This window comes from Arthrobacter sp. 754 (assembly GCF_040548695.1).
In the GTDB taxonomy this organism is placed as follows: domain Bacteria; phylum Actinomycetota; class Actinomycetes; order Actinomycetales; family Micrococcaceae; genus Arthrobacter.
Genome location: NZ_JBEPSC010000001.1, coordinates 261435 through 277152, shown reverse-complemented (window position 1 = coordinate 277152; position 15718 = coordinate 261435). Strand labels below are relative to the sequence as shown.

Sequence of the window (15718 nt, the reverse complement as noted above, 5' to 3'; positions counted from 1 at the left end):
GGCCGTGCTGATTCAGTGGACCCAACAGTCAACAGCAGTGAAGGGAGATGGCCGTGGCAAAGACACTGGCCGAGAAAGTCTGGGATGCGCACGTGGTGCGCAAAGGCGACGGCGAAGGAGCCAATGCCCAGCCCGACCTTCTCTTCATCGACCTCCATCTTGTCCACGAGGTGACCTCCCCGCAGGCATTCGAGGGCCTGAGGCTTGCCGGCCGGCCGCTGCGCCGGCCGGACCTCACCATCGCAACGGAGGACCACAACACTCCCACGCTGGACATCGACAAGCCCATTGCCGACCTCACCAGCCGTACCCAGATCCAGACGCTGCGCAACAACTGTGCGGAGTTCGGTGTGCGCCTGCATTCCCTTGGCGACGCGGAGCAGGGAATCGTGCACGTTGTCGGCCCCCAGCTCGGCCTGACCCAGCCCGGCATGACCGTCGTGTGCGGTGACTCCCACACGTCCACGCACGGCGCTTTCGGTGCGCTGGCCATGGGCATTGGAACCTCTGAGGTGGAGCACGTCATGGCCACCCAGACCCTGTCCCTGAAGCCGTTCAAGACCATGGCCATCAACGTCGACGGCTCGCTGCGTCCCGGCGTTACCGCCAAGGACATCATCCTCGCCGTCATCGCCAAAATCGGCACCGGCGGCGGCCAGGGCTACGTCCTGGAATACCGCGGTTCAGCCATCCGCGCGCTGTCCATGGAAGCCCGGATGACCATCTGCAACATGTCCATCGAGGCCGGCGCCCGCGCCGGCCTGGTGGCCCCGGACCAGACCACCTACGACTACATGTTCGGCCGCCCGCACGCGCCCCAGGGAGCAGACTGGGATGCCGCCGTCGAGTATTGGAACACCCTGAGGACCGACGACGACGCCACCTTCGACGTCGAGGTGGACCTCGACGCCGACACGCTGGAGCCGTTCGTCACCTGGGGTACAAACCCTGGCCAGGGCGTTTCGCTTTCCGCGTCCGTGCCGTCGCCGGAGGACTTCGGCGACGAAAACGCCAAGGCCGCCGCTGAACGCGCCCTGACGTACATGGGGCTTGAGGCGGGCACGCCCATGAAGGACATCCGGGTGGACACCGTCTTCCTGGGCTCCTGCACCAACTCGCGGATGGAAGATCTCCGCGCCGCTGCGGACATCATTCGCGGCCGCCAAAAGGACCCCAACATCCGGATGCTGGTTGTCCCAGGTTCGGCCCGCGTCCGTCTTGAAGCCGAGGCTGAGGGCCTGGACAAGGTCTTCAAGGATTTCGGTGCCGAGTGGCGCTTCGCCGGCTGCTCCATGTGCCTGGGCATGAACCCGGACCAGCTGGAAGTAGGGGAGCGCTGTGCGTCCACCTCCAACCGCAACTTCGAAGGCCGGCAGGGCAAGGGCGGGCGCACCCACCTCGTCTCGCCGGTGGTGGCAGCTGCCACTGCCATCCGCGGAACGCTCAGCTCGCCGTCGGACCTTGATCCGGCCCCCGAATCCGCCGCCATCCGCACCGACGCAGCCTAGGAGACCGCCATGGAAAAGTTCACCACCCACACCGGTATCGGCGTTCCGCTGCGCCAGAGCAACGTTGACACGGACCAGATCATCCCGGCCGTCTACCTCAAGCGGATCACCCGCACCGGGTTCGAGGACGCGCTGTTCTCCGCCTGGCGCAAGGACCCGGCCTTCATTCTGAACCAGGCGCCGTTCAACGCCGGCTCCGTGCTGGTGGCCGGCCCGGACTTCGGCACCGGTTCTTCCCGTGAGCACGCCGTCTGGGCCCTGAAGGACTACGGCTTCAAGACTGTCCTCTCGTCCCGTTTTGCGGATATCTTCCGCGGCAACTCCGGCAAGCAGGGCCTGTTGGCTGCGGAGCTCGCCCAGGATGACATCGAGCTGATCTGGAAGGAACTCGAGAACGCCCCCGGCACCGAGGTCACCGTCGATCTGGTGTCGAAGACCGTGATCTGCGGCAACATCGTGGCACCCTTCGAGATCGACGATTACACCCGCTGGCGCCTGCTCGAAGGCCTGGACGACATCGGCCTGACACTCCAGCACGAAGAGGACATCACCGCCTACGAGGCCACCCGTCCCGCCTTCATGCCCACCACCCTCCCGGCCCGTCTTTCCTGAGCCGCCCTGAAGCAACGCGGGGTCACTCTACGCCCAATAAAGTCGACTTATCGGGCCTGGAGTGACCCCGCGTTGCTTCTGTCGTGACAAGCTCGGCGGCGGAAGTTTCGACGGCGCAGGCCGCACCGTATTTCGGTTCGGTAACGCGACCTCCTATGCTTAGCTGGAGCCTTTGCAAGGATTTTGGGGCGAGTAATCGTAAGGAAACCGGTATATGAGTAGTGTTCTGACAATCCGTGGCGGAGTCCCGCTGACAGGCCGCGTCACCGTTCGGGGGGCCAAGAACCTGGTCCCCAAGGCCATGGTGGCAGCGCTGTTGGGCAACGAACCGTCGGTGTTGCGGAACGTCCCGGAGATCAAGGACGTAGAGGTTGTCACCTCACTCCTGCAGCTCCACGGGGTGACGGTGGTCAAGGATCCCGTCAGCGGGGATCTGACCCTGGATCCGAAGGGGGCCAAGACCGCCCCGAGCACTGCGATCGACGCGCACGCCGGAGATTCCCGCATTCCGATCCTGCTGTGCGGACCGCTGATCCATGCCATTGGTGAGGCCTTCATCCCGGACCTTGGCGGCTGCAAGATCGGCGACCGGCCCATCGATTACCACCTCAACGTGCTGCGCCAGTTCGGTGCGGTGGTGGAGAAGCGCCCCGGCGGCATCCACATCTCCGCCCCCAAAGGCCTGCAGGGCGCCAAGATCTCCCTGCCGTACCCTTCCGTCGGTGCCACCGAGCAGGTGCTGCTCAGCGCCACCCGCGCCGAGGGCATCACCGAGCTCTCCGGCGCCGCAACGGAACCGGAGATCATCGACCTCATCGCCGTGCTCCAGAAAATGGGCGCCATCATCAGCGTCCAGACTGACCGCACCATCCGCATCGAGGGCGTCCGCGACCTGGGCGGCTACAACCACCGCGCGCTCTCGGACCGCAACGAATCGGCGTCGTGGGCATCAGCTGCGCTCGTGACCCGGGGCGACATCTTCGTTGAAGGTGCGTCGCAGCGGGACATGATGACTTTCCTGAACACCTACCGCAAGGTGGGCGGCGGCATGGACATCGGCGAGGACGGAATCCGGTTCTACCACAAGGGCGGCAAGCTCAACCCGCTGGTCCTGGAAACGGATGTCCACCCTGGCTTCATGACCGACTGGCAGCAGCCCCTCGTGGTGGCCCTGACCCAGGCTGAGGGTGTCTCGATTGTCCACGAGACCGTCTATGAGAACAGGTTCGGTTTCACCGACGCCCTCATCCGGATGGGCGCCAACATCCAGGTTCACCGTGAGTGCCTGGGCAGTGTGCCGTGCCGGTTCGGCCAGCGCAACTTCCTCCACTCGGCCGTCATCTCCGGGCCGACCCAGCTCAAGGGCACTGACATCGACGTCCCCGACCTGCGCGGCGGCTTCAGCCACCTGATCGCTGCGCTTGCAGCCACGGGCGTCTCACGGGTGACCGGGATCGACATCATTAACCGCGGCTATGAGCGGTTTACCGAAAAGCTGGCCGGCCTCGGCGCCGATTTCGACATCACCTCGACAAAGTAGCGGTGGACACGTGAAGGAACCGGCCAAGAGCCAGGCCACCCTCTTTGTGGTTGCCGCGATAGTGCGCCCGCTGCTTAATGCAATGATGAACAAGAAGTGGGAGGGCCTGGAGAACCTCCCCGCCGGCGGCTTCATCGCTGCGCCCAACCATTGCACCGAGATCGATCCCCTGATCGTGGGTCACGTGCTGTATAACAACCAGCGCGCGCCGCACTTCCTGGCCAAATCAGGCCTGTTCAAGGTTCCGGTCCTGGGCTGGGTCCTGAGGGCCACCCGCCAGATCCCGGTGGAACGTTCGACGGCGGGGGCGAACCGCTCGCTGCAGCTCGCCCAGGAGATTGTGGCCGACGGCGGTGCCATCATCATCTACCCCGAAGGCACCCTCACCCGCGATCCCGACATGTGGCCGATGAAGGGCCATACAGGCGCTGCCCGGCTGGCTCTTGAAGGGGGGATTCCCGTGGTGCCGATCGCCCATTGGGGTGCCCACGAGGTCTTCCCGCGCTATGCGAAGCGGTTCTACCTGTTCCCGCGCAAGACCTCCCGGGTCGTCGTCGGGAAGCCCGTGGACCTGAGTGCGTTTGCCGGCCGGCCCCTGGACAAGGCCACACTGACCGCGGCCACCGATGCGATCATGGACGCCGTGACCGGGCTGTTGGCCGGACTCCGCAACGAGGAGCCGCCTGCACAGCGCTGGGATCCCTCGCAGCAGAACCAGGACGCCCGCGGCCGCATCCAGGGTCGTCGGAAGCCTGACGGCGCTGCTGATGCCACATGACCGCTGACGGGGCGAGCCAGGGTTCAGCCCGGTCCGTCGCTGTCCTGGGAGCCGGTTCCTGGGGGACCACTTTCGCCAAGATCCTTGCCGATGCAGCCGCAGCAGCGGGTGACCAGCGGAGCATCCGGCTGTGGGGCCGGCGCAGCGAAGTGGTGGAGCAGATCAACACCTCCCACAGGAACGTCCAGTACCTGAAGGACATCGAACTGCCTTCAAGCATCACCGCCTCCACCGACGTGGCGGAAGTGCTCGCCGGTGCGGACCTCGTGGTCCTCGCCGTGCCCGCCCAGTCCCTCAGGCTGCAGCTCCGCCAATGGAAGCCGCTGATCGCTCCGCATGCCGTGGTGGTGTCCCTGATGAAGGGCCTGGAGCTCGGCACGGACTCCCGGATGAGTGAGGTCATCAGCCAGGAACTGGGGATTCCGGCGGACCGCATCGCGGTGGTGTCCGGTCCAAACCTCGCGATGGAGATCGCCCGCGAAGAACCCACTGCTTCCGTTGTGGCCTGTTCCGATGCCGCAGCCGCGGGGTGGATTGCCCGCAGCTGCACCGCGCCTTACTTCCGCCCCTACACGACGGCGGATGTCGTGGGCGTTGAGATCGGCGGCATCGTCAAGAACGTCATTGCCCTGGCGGTCGGTATCTGCGAGGGAAAACAGATGGGGGACAACACCAAGGCCTCCGTGATCACCCGGGGCCTGGCTGAAACCTCGAGGCTCGCTCTTGCCCTTGGCGGGGACGCCCGGACCATGGCCGGGTTGGCCGGTCTGGGGGACCTGGTGGCAACCTGCTCCTCCCCGCTTTCACGAAACCACACCGCAGGCCGCCTGCTGGGCGAGGGGCTGACGCTCGATGAGCTGGCCCTGAAGATGACGCAGACGGCCGAGGGGATAAAATCCGGCCCCGCCGTTCATGAACTTGCCGGCAAGCTGGGCGTCGACATGCCCATTACCGCTGCCGTCGTGGCCGTACTGGCCGGCAAACTTTCCGTAGACCAACTGGGGCCGCTGCTGCTGGCCCGGGACCTGAAACCCGAAGGCGATTACTGAGAATGTCCGATGAAAACCTGACCGCAACGGACTCCGCCCCCCGGGCAAAACCCCGCGTGGCCGTGCTCTTCGGCGGCCGGTCCAGCGAACATGCGGTGAGCTGCGTGACCGCCGCCGGTGTGCTGGGTGCGATCAACAAAGACAAGTACGAGGTCATCCCCATCGGCATCGCCAAGTCGGGCCAATGGGTGCTGGCAGCGGAGGACACCGCCCAGTGGTCCCTGTCCGATACCTCACTGCCCGAGGTCCGGCCGTCGTCGGAAACGGTCACCCTGGCGGAGATCGGCGGAGAGCACCAGCTCATCGTTGCCTCCCCGAACGCGGTTCCGCAGGAACTGGGCACCGTTGATGTTGTGTTCCCGCTGCTCCACGGTCCCTTCGGTGAAGACGGCACCATCCAGGGGCTCCTGGAACTGTCCGATACCCGGTACGTCGGCGCCGGAGTGCTCGCCTCTGCCGTTGGCATGGACAAGCACTACATGAAGGTTGTTTTCGAGGCTGCCGGTCTGCACGTGGGACCATACATCGCCGTCACGGACCGCCAGTGGGTCAAGGATGCGGAATCGGTGCGCAAGCAGGTGGACCGCCTCGGCTTCCCTGTATTCGTCAAGCCGGCGCGCGCCGGCTCCTCTATGGGAATCTCCAAAGTCGACTCGCTGGAAGGGCTGGATGCGGCCATCGAGGAAGCCCGCCGGCACGACCTCAAACTGGTCATCGAGGCGGGCATCGTGGGGCGCGAAATTGAATGCGCCGTCCTGGAGGGCCGCGGGACCGATTCTCCGCGGACGTCGATGCCGGGCGAAATTTCCGTAGCCGCCGGGAGCCACGAATTCTACGACTTCAATGCGAAGTACGTTGAAGACGACGCCGCCGCGCTGAGCTGCCCCGCCGACATCCCGGAGGAAGCCATCGCCCGCGTGCGGGAGCTGGCCGCGGCGGCATTCGACGCCGTGGGGGCCGAGGGCCTCAGCCGCGTGGACTTCTTCTACACCCCTGATGGTGAACTGATCATCAACGAGATCAACACCATGCCGGGGTTTACGCCCAAAAGCATGTATCCGCAGATGTGGGCAGCATCCGGGCTGGCCTACGAGGACCTGATTGATGAGCTGATCTACCTCGCACTGCACCGGAAGACCGGCCTGCGCTGACCCGCTCCTGCGGGGACCGCCGGTCAGGCCTTCTGCACCCTACTGACCGGCCGGCAGGTTCTGCAGTTCCTCCTGGCCCACGCAGTTCCGGGTGGCGGGCACCTTGGCGGCCGCAGCGGAAAGGTCAGCAAGGACAGTAGCGGAACTGATCGTCTCCTGGTCCTTCGTGAGGAGGATCTCGGTGGCAGGTTCGCGGCCAAAAGTTGTCAGGGTCCACGCCTTGTCACCCTCCTTGATGACCCAATCGACGTTATTGACGCTGACGCACCGGTCCGTCGTCGGGCCCGGAACGTTAACGCCGCAGCGCAGGATCACCTGGGACGGATCGCCCCACGCGGCAGTGGCCTGGCTGTTGGTCTTTCGCAGCGGCGCGTCACCGATGGCATCCGGTAGGGCGACCATCATGGGGGCGCAAGCAGGGTTGGCGGCGTCGGCCGCCGGTGCCACGTCCACCACGGGGGAGCAGGCGGCCAGAAAGGCTCCGGTTAAAACGGTGGTCAGCAGGATCCCGGACACGCGGACAGGCAAAGGCAAACGGGGATGGTGCATCCATCAAGCCTAGTGCCGTCCCGGTGTGACGCCGAACCCGGACGCCGCCGGACCGGGGCCGCGGAGCAGCAATGTCAGTCAGCCGTTGTAGCGTAGGGGCGTGCCTGAAAATCCCCTGACTGAACAAACCCCGACCGTGGGAGGATTGTCCGAAGCTGACTTGCTTACACGGATCTTTCCAAGGCTGGAGATGGGCGGGCGGCACGCTGCCTCAACACTGCTTGGCCCGGGTGATGACGCCGCCATCGTCGCCGCCCCTGACGGCAGGACGCTCATCAGCATCGACACCCAGGTGCAGGACCAGGACTTCAGGCTCGAGTGGGCCAGCGGTTACCGCACCACCGGGTACGACGTTGGGTGGAAGGCCGCGGCCCAGAACCTCAGTGACATCAACGCCATGGGTGCCACAGCCACCTCCATGGTGGTCAGCCTGACCCTGCCGCCGGAAACGCCGGTCAGCTGGGTGGAGGAACTGGCGGACGGCCTGGCGGCGGCAATAAAGGAACTGGGGGCCACGCATTGCTCAGTCGCCGGCGGCGATCTGGGCCGCGGCCGGGAAATCTCCGTGACCGTCGCCGTGCTGGGCACCCTGGCAGGGGGAGACGCCGTGCTTCGCTCCGGTGCCCAAGCCGGGGATGTCCTGGCCCTTGCCGGGACCGTGGGCAGGGCGGCCGCCGGGCTTGCCCTCCTGGAATCGGACTTGGACGTCAATGCCCTCCCGCAGGAACTGCGTGGGCTGCTGGACATCCAGTGCAGGCCGCAGCCACCGCTCGCCGCCGGACCGCTGGCCAGGGCAGCGGGAGCCACCGCCATGATGGACATCTCCGACGGACTGCTCCGGGACGGAACCCGGCTGGCCCTCGCCGGCAACGTGGTCCTGGACCTGGCGCCTGCGGAACTGAAGCGGCTGGCGGAAAGCCTCAAACCGGCGTCGGATCTCCTGCTGGCGGACCCGATGGCCTGGGTACTGGGTGGGGGAGAAGACCACGGACTGCTGGCCACATTTCCCCCTGACGTTCAGCTGCCTCCCGGATTCACTGCGATAGGCTCAGTACAGGCCCCGGGAATCAGCTCCGGCCCGGGCGTTACGATTGCGGGCCACGCCGCTGGTACCGGGGGATGGGATCATTTTGCAGAATAAGGTTGCCGCCAACGCTCAAGCGATGAAGCGGTGGTTGGACAAGGCCGAAACGGCCATTGGCAACCATAGCGACCGCCTCAATGCCATCAACATCTTTCCCGTGGCCGACGGCGACACCGGGACAAACCTCTACCTCACTGTCCGGGCAGCCGCCCGGGCCCTGCACAGCGACGCGGCAGGCCAGCCCGGCACGGGCCAAGGGGACGTCGGGATGGTGCTGGCCAGGGCCGGCCGGGCCGCCATGGAGCAGGCCCGGGGCAACTCCGGAACGCTCTTCTCGGTCTTTCTCTGCGCCGCGGCCGAGCCGCTTGCAGGCCACCCGCGGCTGACATCCAACCTCCTCGCCGCTGCCCTGAACCGTGCCCAGATCCGTGCCTGGTCTGCACTGAGCGACCCCGTACCCGGCACCATGCTTTCGGTAATGGAAGCCGCCGCCCGTGCTGCTGCCGAGGTGGATGGCGGAAACAACGGCGACCACAGCAACCACGCACTGGGCCTTGCCCTTGACGCCGCCGTGAACGGCGCCCTGGCCGCAGTGGTGAACACAGAAGGCCAGTTGCCCGCCCTCGAGGCAGCCCATGTTGTCGATGCCGGGGGTGTGGGCATGCTCCTCATACTCGATTGCCTCCGATCGGCCGTGATGGGCGAAGAACTCCAGGGCGAACTCCTGGACGGGCTGCATGGCTACGACGTCCAGGATCCCCACATCCACACCGACCTGCCTGACGACGACGGTGTTGAGGTCATGTGCACCATCAGCCTTTCCCCGCTCAGCGCGGCCACGCTCAGGCAGCGGCTGGACGAGATCGGCGACTCCGTCATCATGAGCCAGGTGGACAGCTCGGCCGGGACCGACGGCGCCTACCGGTGGCGCGTCCATGTCCACGTCCCCGACGCCGATCCCGCCGTCGCGCTGATCCGTTCCCTGGGCGAGCCCAGCGACATTTCGGTAAGTCAGCTCGCACTGGCCCGTGACCCCGAACCGGCTCCGGCGAACTCCAGCGGGCATGAACGCTGACCTGGACGTTGCCCTTGAACGCCGCATCGGAAAGCGTTCCGCGGCAGTCATCGAGAAGAACCTCGGGATAACTACGGTCGGCGGCCTGCTGAACTACTTCCCGCGGCGCTACCTGAACCGTGGTGAGCTGACGCCCATCAGTGAGGTTCCCCTGGACGAGGAGGTCACCCTTATTGCCCGCGTCCTCTCCAACAGCACCCGCAAGATGCATACCCGCCGCGGTTCCATCACCGACGTCGTTATTACTGACGACGCCGCGTCCCACGGGCGCCCCAGGCTATCCGCCGTGGGACCCGGCAGCGGGCACGGCACGCTCAAGGTCACCTTCTTCAATGGCTTCCGGGCAAAAGCGGAGCTCCTGCCCGGCCGCCGCGTCATGTTCTCCGGCAAGGTAACGCGGTATGGTTCCTCACTGAGCCTGACCAACCCGGATTTCAACCTCCTGGACGAGGACCCGGATATGCCGGGCGTCGATCCCGAAAAGCTCGCCGCCATGCCCGTTCCGGTGTATCCGGCCACCAGCAAACTCACCAGCTGGTCCATCCAGAAAGTCATTGCCACCCTGCTGGAGACCCTGGACCTGGACGACTTGCCGGATCCGCTGCCGGAGCCGGTAGTCCGCCGGGAGAAGTTCCTGCCGGTGGCCCAGGCTTACCGGCTCATCCACAGGCCGGAATCGAATGACGACTGGAAGCAGGCCCAGGAGCGTCTCCGGTACCAGGAGGCCTTGGTCCTGCAGGCGGCTTTGGCCCGGCGACGCGCCCAGCTCGCGGCGGAGGAAGCCACTGCCCGGCGTCCTTCGGCGGACGGGCTGCTGGCGGCCTTCGACAAGCAGCTTCCTTTTACGCTCACGGCCGGGCAGGCGGCTGTAGGCAAAACCCTCGCAGCCGAGCTGGCGCAGGACAGCCCCATGAACCGGCTGCTGCAGGGCGAAGTCGGCTCGGGCAAGACGATCGTCGCACTGCGGGCCATGCTCCAGGTGGTGGATGCAGGCGGACAGGCAGCTCTGCTGGCGCCCACCGAAGTCCTGGCGTCGCAGCACTTCGATTCCATCCGCGGGACCCTGGGCGCCTTGTCGCGGGACCCCATGATGGCCCGGGACGGCCTGCTGGGCGGCCTGGCCGGAAACGCCGTCGAGGTCAGCCTGCTCACGGGCTCCATGCCCGCTGCTGCCCGCAAACGTGCCCTCCTGGACGCAGCTTCCGGCGAGGCCGGGATTGTGATCGGGACGCACGCGCTGCTCAGCGAAAACGTCTCTTTCTACGACCTCGGCCTGATCGTGGTGGACGAGCAGCACCGCTTCGGGGTGGAACAGCGTGATGTGCTGAGGTCCAAGGCCAGCAAACCGCCGCATCTGCTGGTCATGACGGCCACGCCGATTCCACGGACTGTGGCCATGACGGTCTTCGGGGACCTGGAAACCTCGGTGCTGGACGAGCTTCCCGCCGGCAGGGCGCCGATCTCCACCCATGTGGTGGGGCTTGCCGAAAACCCCGGCTGGGCCGGCCGCATCTGGTCCCGGTCCCGGGAGGAGATCGACGCCGGGCACCAGGTATTTGTGGTGTGCCCCAGGATCGGCGCAGACGACGACGGCGACTTCAGTCCCGGTGAGGCGGAACCGTCAGAGGCTGACCTGGAAAGCGGCGGCAGCGGGCGCGAGCTCGCATCGGTAACCGCCGTCGTCGAACAACTCCAGCAGGAGCCGGCACTGACCGGCGTCCCGCTGGCGGCGCTGCACGGCCGCCAGGACACGGCCGTGAAATCGGCGGCGATGGCGGACTTCACGGCCAACAGGATAAAGCTCCTGGTCTCCACCACCGTCATCGAAGTGGGGGTGGACGTCCCCAACGCCACGCTCATGGTCATTCTCGATGCTGACCGCTTCGGCATTTCCCAGTTGCACCAGCTGCGCGGCCGGGTAGGCCGCGGCGGGCTGAACGGAACGTGCCTGCTGGTCACCAGCCTCGAGACCGGGCACCCCAGCCGGCGCAGGCTGGACGCAGTAGCAGCCACCACCGACGGGTTTGAACTCTCCCAGGAAGACCTCAAGCTCAGGCGCGAGGGCGACATCCTGGGGGCGTCGCAGTCAGGTGGCCGCTCCACGCTGAAGTTGCTGCGGGTACTTGAGCACGAGGAAATTATTGCCCGTGCGCGGGCTGACGCGCAGGCGATCGTCGGCGGGGACCCTTCGCTGGAGCGCCATCCCCAGCTGGCTGAGGCCATTGACGAGTACCTTAACCCCGAGAAGGAGGCGTTCCTTGAACGCGGATAGCAGGAGGCCATGAGCCGGATCATCGCGGGCGCCGCCGGCGGAACACCGCTGGCAAACGTGCCAGGGTCCCTCACCCGGCCCACCACGGACCGGGTCAAGGAAGCACTGTTTTCCCGCCTCGACGCCTTCGGTGTCATCGCCGGAGCCCGGGTCCTGGACCTTTACGCGGGCTCCGGGGCGTTGGGAGTGGAGAGCGGCAGCAGGGGGGCCGTCACCGTGGACCTCGTGGAATTCGACGCCAAAGCCAGTGCCGTGTGCCAACGCAACGCCGACCTCGTGAACGGCCTGTTGGGACGAAAAGCCGTGACGGTCCATCGGTCGAAAGTGGAGTCGTTCCTTGAACGCGCCGGGGACGCCGCCAGCTGGGACCTTGTCTTCATGGACCCTCCGTATCCGCTGGACGAGCCCGCGTTGTCAGCGGTGCTGGGTAAACTCGCGGACCATCTCGCGCCCTCGGCCGTGGTGGTGGTGGAACGCTCGTCCCGCTCGCCGGAACCCGGCTGGCCAGCCGGCGTGGAGCGCTTTGCCGAGAAGAAGTACGGCGAAACCCGGTTGTGGTTCGCCGAGCCTGCCGTTCCGGATGCCATCCCGCCGGACATTGTCATTGACGGGCAGGAGCAGAGCGCGCCCTAGCGGTGGACGCGGCTCAGCCGGCCAGCAGGTCCAGGTCGACGCCGGCGAGCACCTTTGCGGGGTGGGGACCCCGTGCAGTCAACTGGGCCGTCCAGGCCTCAGGCCATTTTGTCTGTGTCCCGGCCAGGATGATATTGCCGGGGTAGCGGCCGGCGAACATGCCGGCTTCGGCGAAAGCGGCGACATCGGTCATTGCACGGCGCATGGCTGCCGCCTGGCTTCGCACCAATGTCAGCGCCGGCTCATCGCCCACGTTGACGATCAGCACGCCCTCCGGCGCCAGGCGTGCCCTTGCCTCCTGGTAGAACTCCGTGCAGGCGATGTGCTCCGGCGCTTCCGGTCCGGAGAAGATATCCAGGATGACGACGTCGAACCGGAGTCCCGCGCCGACGTCGGCGAGCGAGTTGCGGGCATCGCCGATGACAGTGTGCAGGTCTGTCCCGTCAGGCAGGGGCAGTTGCTGCAGGACGAAGTCGAGCAACTCGCGTTCCAGCTCCACCGCGTACTGCACGGACCCGGGCCTCGTCGCCTGGATGTAGCGGGCCAGGGTCAGTGCACCGGCGCCCAGATGCAGGGCTGTGACCGGCCGGCCTTCGGGAGCGGCGAGGTCCACCAGGTGGCCGATCCGCCGCAGGTATTCGTAGAAGATCTCTTCCGGGTGTGCGAGGTTGACGTGCGACTGCTCCGCCCCGCCGATGCTCAGGACATAGGCGCCGGGGGTGAAGGCATCGGGCTCGATCGCGGCATGCTGTCCCGTGGTCCGCAGGTACCTCGCGGCACGGAGGTTGCCGGGGCCGGCCATCAGAGCTTTCCACTGAGGGTCGCCAGGCGTGCGGCGGCCTCTTCGAGGACTTCGACTTTCTTGCAGAAGGCGAACCTGAGGAGGCTGCGGGTGCGTTCCGCGCCGGCGGGGTGGCAAAACACGGGGACGGGGATGGCGGCCACCCCAACCAGCTCCGGCAGCCTGCGGGCGAGGTCCACCGAGTCACGGATACCGAGCGGCGCCGTGTCCACGTTGACGAAATAGGTGCCCTGCGGGGTAAAAACATCAAAGCCGGCTGCCCGGAGCCCCTGGCTGAGGATGTCGCGCTTCTCCCGAAGGGTGGCCGCAATGCCGTGGTAAAACGCGTCCGGTAATCCCAGGCCTGTGGCAATGGCTGCCTGGAAGGGCGTGCCCGAACTGTAGGTCAGGAACTGCTTGACGGTGCGGACCGCGGCGACCAGGTGTTCCGGGCCTGTCAGCCAGCCGATCTTCCAGCCGGTGAAGGAAAACGTCTTACCTGCGGACGAGATGGTGATGGTCCGTTCGGCGGCCCCGGGCAGGGTGGCCACCGGAATGTGGCCCGCGCCGAACGTGAGGTGCTCGTACACTTCGTCGGTGATGATGAGGCACTCGTGCCTTCGGGCGAGCTCGACGACGCGCTGAAGGACCTCCCGGGGAAAGACAGCGCCGGTTGGATTGTGCGGGTTGTTCAGCAGCACCACGCGGGTGCGGTCGGTGAAGGCTGCCTCGAGGGCCGCCAGGTCCGGGAAGAAGTCGGGAGCCAGCAGGGGTGCGGTGACATGGGTGGCCCCCGAGAGCGCGATGACGGCGCCGTAGGAGTCATAGAAGGGCTCGAAGGTCAGCACCTCATCGCCGGCGCCCACGAAAGCCAGCAGAGCCGCTGCAAGTCCTTCCGTGGCGCCGGTGGTGATGATGACCTCTGTCTGCGGGTCATGGGTTAGCCCGTAGAACCGCTCCTGGTGTGCTGCAACAGCCTCACGCAGTTCAAGGATGCCTTTGCCCGGCGCGTACTGGTTGGCACCGGCGTCGATGGCGGCCATCGCCGCTGCCTTGATTTCCGCCGGTCCGTCTTCGTCCGGGAATCCCTGCCCCAGGTTGATGGCGCCGGTCTTTGCAGCGAGGGTGGTCATCTCCTCAAAGATGGTGACGCCCAGCCGCCCGGCGGGTCCCAGGAGGTTGGCGCCGGCAGCCGCGCGTTGCCACGGAGCCGGTACGGCAGGTTGGAAAGGTTCCCGCGGTGCATGCATCCAGTCATGGTATCCCGGCCTTCGGATGCGGTAGGTTCGGTGCATGAGACGCGCTGTCTGCCCCGGATCCTTTGACCCCATTCATAACGGTCATCTCGAGGTAATCGCCCGAGCGGCGGGCCTCTTCGATGAAGTGATTGTGGCCGTGTCCACCAACTATGCGAAAAAGTACATGTTCAGCCTGGGGGACCGGATCGACATGGCGCGGGAAACCCTGGCCTCCCTCAAAGGCATCGTGGTGGAGCCTGTCGGGGACGGCCTGCTGGCTGAGTACTGCCGCCAGCGTGGAGTCTCCGCGATCGTGAAGGGCCTCCGTTCCTCGTCGGACTTTGACTACGAACTCCCCATGGCCACCATGAACCGACAGCTCAGCGGCGTCGAGACGGTCTTCCTGCCGGCCGAGGCGCACTACCTCCATTTGTCATCCACCCTGATCAAGGAAGTGGCAGGGCTGGGTGGCAACGTCTCGGACTATGTGCCCCGCTCTGTGCAGAAGAGGATGCTCGCTGGCGGGTCTGCGCCGGACCAGCCGAACAGAGGGTAGGCTTGTCGCGGTACTTTCGACGGGCCGTCCGTCGCCTGGTTTGAGTCCCTAAGGTTCTTCAGGCTAAGATGGTACGTCGGTCATATGTTCAACAGGAGTTCTCATTAAACGAGATGCTAGTTCGCCCTTGGCGTTCGACGTCAAGGACCTCGGGCGCAGCCCGGGAAGCATGCGGACACTGACGGAACATGTACCCGCACCGAGTGATCTTGGTGTGGCACTCATTGGCGTCCAGGAAGGCTCGGATATCGGGCTGGACCTGCGGCTTGAGGCCGTACACGAAGGAATCCTGGTCTCAGGAACCGCAACCGCCCGGGTAACGGGCGAGTGCGGCCGATGCCTGGATCCCCTTGCGTATGACCTTGAGGTCGATGTGCAGGAACTTTTCTTCTATGAAGGCATACTGTCTTTGGATGAAGAAGATGAAGAAGAGCAACGTCGAGTCGAGCACGATCTTATCGATCTTGAACCGGTGTTGCGGGACGCAGTTGTAACCATGCTGCCGTTCCAGCCGGTGTGCCGGGAAGACTGCCAGGGCCTTTGTTCCGAATGCGGAATTCGCCTGGAAGACGAGCCGGGTCATCACCACGAGGTCCTGGATCCTCGCTGGGCTGCCCTAGCCGACCTGGCTAAGCCTGACCGGCAAAACTGATTTGTACGTGTTTGTCTAGAGAGAAATGAGTTAGCCGTGGCTGTCCCGAAGCGGAAAATGTCTCGCTCGAATACCCGCGCCCGCCGCTCCCAGTGGAAGGCAACTGCCCCCCACCTGGTGAAGACCGTAGAGAACGGCCAGGTTACTTACAGCCTGCCGCACCAGGCAAAAGTCGTTACCGACTCGGCTGGCACTGCGCTGTTCCTTGAGTACAAGGGACGCAAGGTCGCAGACGTCTAA

General features: G+C 65.7%; 16 protein-coding genes. 13 read left to right on the top strand and 3 right to left on the bottom strand.

The features are described from left to right. Positions 1-53: 53 nt before the first annotated feature. From leuC to ABIA70_RS01340, 6 genes are all read left to right on the top strand, one after another. Positions 54-1508, top strand: coding sequence for a 3-isopropylmalate dehydratase large subunit (gene leuC / locus ABIA70_RS01365; protein WP_354145829.1), 1455 nt, complete (start codon positions 54-56; stop codon positions 1506-1508). 9 nt (positions 1509-1517) lie between these two features. Then, the gene (gene leuD / locus ABIA70_RS01360) at positions 1518-2120 is read left to right on the top strand and encodes a 3-isopropylmalate dehydratase small subunit (protein WP_108600546.1); all 603 of its coding nucleotides are present in this window, start codon (positions 1518-1520) and stop codon (positions 2118-2120) included. 214 nt (positions 2121-2334) lie between these two features. Next, a complete protein-coding gene (gene murA, locus ABIA70_RS01355) occupies positions 2335-3660 on the top strand; it encodes a UDP-N-acetylglucosamine 1-carboxyvinyltransferase (RefSeq protein WP_108600547.1) in 1326 nt (441 codons plus the stop codon). A 10-nt stretch (positions 3661-3670) separates the two neighbouring features. Then, a complete protein-coding gene (locus ABIA70_RS01350) occupies positions 3671-4438 on the top strand; it encodes a lysophospholipid acyltransferase family protein (RefSeq protein WP_354145828.1) in 768 nt (255 codons plus the stop codon). Then, on the top strand, positions 4435-5487 hold the full coding sequence (locus ABIA70_RS01345) for an NAD(P)H-dependent glycerol-3-phosphate dehydrogenase (protein WP_354145827.1): 1053 nt from the start codon (positions 4435-4437) through the stop codon (positions 5485-5487). Before ABIA70_RS01350 ends, ABIA70_RS01345 begins: the two co-directional genes overlap by 4 nt. Before the next feature lie 2 nt (positions 5488-5489). Continuing rightward, positions 5490-6638, top strand: coding sequence for a D-alanine--D-alanine ligase family protein (locus ABIA70_RS01340; protein WP_354145826.1), 1149 nt, complete (start codon positions 5490-5492; stop codon positions 6636-6638). Between the two features lie 39 nt (positions 6639-6677). Here the strand turns inward: ABIA70_RS01340 and ABIA70_RS01335 are convergent, their stop codons facing one another. Next, the gene (locus ABIA70_RS01335; RefSeq protein WP_354145825.1) at positions 6678-7187 is read right to left on the bottom strand and encodes a DUF3515 family protein; all 510 of its coding nucleotides are present in this window, start codon (positions 7185-7187) and stop codon (positions 6678-6680) included. Between the two features lie 190 nt (positions 7188-7377). Here ABIA70_RS01335 and thiL point away from each other — a divergent pair, with 190 nt between their 5' ends. The 4 genes from thiL to rsmD are packed head-to-tail and all read left to right on the top strand — an operon-like array spanning position 7378 to position 12251. Further along, positions 7378-8328, top strand: coding sequence for a thiamine-phosphate kinase (gene thiL / locus ABIA70_RS01330; protein ID WP_502917166.1), 951 nt, complete (start codon positions 7378-7380; stop codon positions 8326-8328). 22 nt (positions 8329-8350) lie between these two features. Next, on the top strand, positions 8351-9346 hold the full coding sequence (locus ABIA70_RS01325) for a DAK2 domain-containing protein (RefSeq protein ID WP_354145823.1): 996 nt from the start codon (positions 8351-8353) through the stop codon (positions 9344-9346). Then, the gene (locus ABIA70_RS01320; RefSeq protein WP_354145822.1) at positions 9336-11618 is read left to right on the top strand and encodes an ATP-dependent DNA helicase RecG; all 2283 of its coding nucleotides are present in this window, start codon (positions 9336-9338) and stop codon (positions 11616-11618) included. Before ABIA70_RS01325 ends, ABIA70_RS01320 begins: the two co-directional genes overlap by 11 nt. A gap of 9 nt (positions 11619-11627) precedes the next feature. Continuing rightward, positions 11628-12251 carry a 16S rRNA (guanine(966)-N(2))-methyltransferase RsmD gene (gene rsmD / locus ABIA70_RS01315; protein WP_354145821.1) on the top strand — a complete coding sequence of 208 codons (624 nt, stop codon included), beginning with the start codon at positions 11628-11630 and terminating at the stop codon, positions 12249-12251. A gap of 13 nt (positions 12252-12264) precedes the next feature. Here the strand turns inward: rsmD and ABIA70_RS01310 are convergent, their stop codons facing one another. Both ABIA70_RS01310 and ABIA70_RS01305 read right to left on the bottom strand, forming a co-directional pair. Further along, a complete protein-coding gene (locus ABIA70_RS01310) occupies positions 12265-13053 on the bottom strand; it encodes a spermidine synthase (protein ID WP_354145820.1) in 789 nt (262 codons plus the stop codon). Next, a complete protein-coding gene (locus ABIA70_RS01305) occupies positions 13053-14282 on the bottom strand; it encodes an aminotransferase class I/II-fold pyridoxal phosphate-dependent enzyme (protein ID WP_354145819.1) in 1230 nt (409 codons plus the stop codon). Before ABIA70_RS01305 ends, ABIA70_RS01310 begins: the two co-directional genes overlap by 1 nt. Positions 14283-14325: 43 nt before the next feature. On the opposite strand from ABIA70_RS01305, the gene coaD reads away from it, so the two are divergent. The 3 genes from coaD (at position 14326) to rpmF (ending at position 15718) form a co-directional block, all read left to right on the top strand. Continuing rightward, positions 14326-14826, top strand: coding sequence for a pantetheine-phosphate adenylyltransferase (gene coaD, locus ABIA70_RS01300; RefSeq protein WP_354145818.1), 501 nt, complete (start codon positions 14326-14328; stop codon positions 14824-14826). A 127-nt stretch (positions 14827-14953) separates the two neighbouring features. Next, on the top strand, positions 14954-15478 hold the full coding sequence (locus tag ABIA70_RS01295) for a YceD family protein (protein WP_354145817.1): 525 nt from the start codon (positions 14954-14956) through the stop codon (positions 15476-15478). 36 nt (positions 15479-15514) lie between these two features. Continuing rightward, positions 15515-15718, top strand: a complete 204-nt coding sequence (gene rpmF / locus ABIA70_RS01290; RefSeq protein ID WP_009356569.1) for a 50S ribosomal protein L32 — start codon at positions 15515-15517, stop codon at positions 15716-15718.